The sequence below is a fragment of the Streptomyces glaucus genome (genome assembly GCF_039533365.1).
Lineage (GTDB): Bacteria > Actinomycetota > Actinomycetes > Streptomycetales > Streptomycetaceae > Streptomyces > Streptomyces glaucus.
In genome coordinates this window covers 1-764 of sequence record NZ_BAAATK010000145.1, presented here as the reverse complement: position 1 = coordinate 764, position 764 = coordinate 1, and the positions used below count along the sequence as shown (strand labels likewise).

Annotated in this window: 1 protein-coding gene; it reads left to right on the top strand. The window is 70.3% G+C overall.

All coding sequences use genetic code 11. The annotated features are described in order from the left end of the window. Positions 1 to 9: 9 nt before the first annotated feature. Positions 10 to 764, top strand: a protein-coding gene (locus tag ABD363_RS32450) for an IS5 family transposase (protein WP_344610043.1) whose coding sequence is annotated in 2 segments (ribosomal slippage) — positions 10 to 343 and positions 343 to 764 — 756 coding nt annotated over the 2 segments. Because the reading frame shifts where the segments join, the coding sequence is not laid out codon by codon here. This gene is flagged as partial in the annotation.

Below are 764 nucleotides of genomic sequence, written 5' to 3'. Positions count from 1 at the left end.
CAACCGTGGCTGGTCGACGATGACTTGTGGGTGCGGATCGATCCCTTGCTGCCCGTCCGGCAGCGCCGGCATCGGCACCCGGGCAGGAAGGCGCTGGATGACCGCAAGGTGCTGTGCGGCATCCTCTTCGTTCTCTGCACGGGCATCCGATGGGAGTGGCTGCCAGCGGAGCTGGGCTTCGGCTCAGGCATGACCTGCTGGCGCAGGCTGCGGGACTGGAACACCGCCGGGGTCCGGCAGCGCCTGCATGAGGTGCTGCCGGCCGAGCTGCGGGCCGCCGATCGTCTGGACATGTCGAGGGCGGTGATCGACAGCTCCCACGTCCGGGCGCTCAAGGGTGGCCCAAAACCGGCCGGAGCCCGGTCGACCGGGGCCGGCCGGGCTCCGAACACCACCTGATCTGCGATGCCACCGGCATCCCGCTCGCCGTCACCTTGACCGGCGGCAACCGCAACGACATCACCCAGCTCATGCCGCTTCTGGAGGCGGTCCCACCGATTCGCGGCAAGCGGGGGCGACCGCGCCAGCGACCGCGGGAGCTCTACGCGGACCGCGGCTATGACCATGGCTGCTACCGCCGCCGGGTCTGGGCGAAGGGCATCAAGCCCGTGATCGCCCGTCGTGGCACCGAGCACGGCTCCGGCCTGGGCACCAAGCGGTGGGTCGTCGAGCAGACGATTGCGCTGCTGCACTGGTTCGGCCGCCTGCGCATCCGCTGGGAGATCCGCGACGACATCCACGAGGCGTTCCTCAAGCTCGCCTGC